A 329-nucleotide genomic window follows, 5' to 3' on the forward strand; every position below is an offset into this window, starting at 1 on the left:
TTAATCTTGATTTGAGTGTAGATGAAAATGGTGCGCCATTGACAGAAGTGATTGCCAGACTTGAGCGCGTTGATCCGATCTTGAGAGGTGAATGGAGTGACAAACTTGGAGATAAAATCAGGGTGTGGGAAGGCTACAACAAAAGATTCTGCAACTTAATGCCCGGCTATAAAGTAATACAATTGCAACGTCTTGATTGTCGTGTGGTTGAGGCTGGAACTATGGTTGGCGCTGATGGCAAATTGATACAAAAATTTGATGTAGAGTGCAGAACTGTAGGCGGTCAGGATATAGTGAAAGTCTACGAATGTCGCTAAAGTCTGATTCAA

The 329-nt window shown here is 42.2% G+C and carries 1 protein-coding gene; it reads left to right on the plus strand.

From position 1 onward, the window contains the following. Positions 1–317 (plus strand): hypothetical protein (locus tag EMM73_RS20165; RefSeq protein WP_186435317.1); only part of this gene is annotated, 317 nt, incomplete at its 5' end. Positions 318–329 lie beyond the last annotated feature (12 nt).

The organism is Rheinheimera sediminis (assembly GCF_004005375.1).
Classification (GTDB): Bacteria; Pseudomonadota; Gammaproteobacteria; order Enterobacterales; family Alteromonadaceae; genus Pararheinheimera.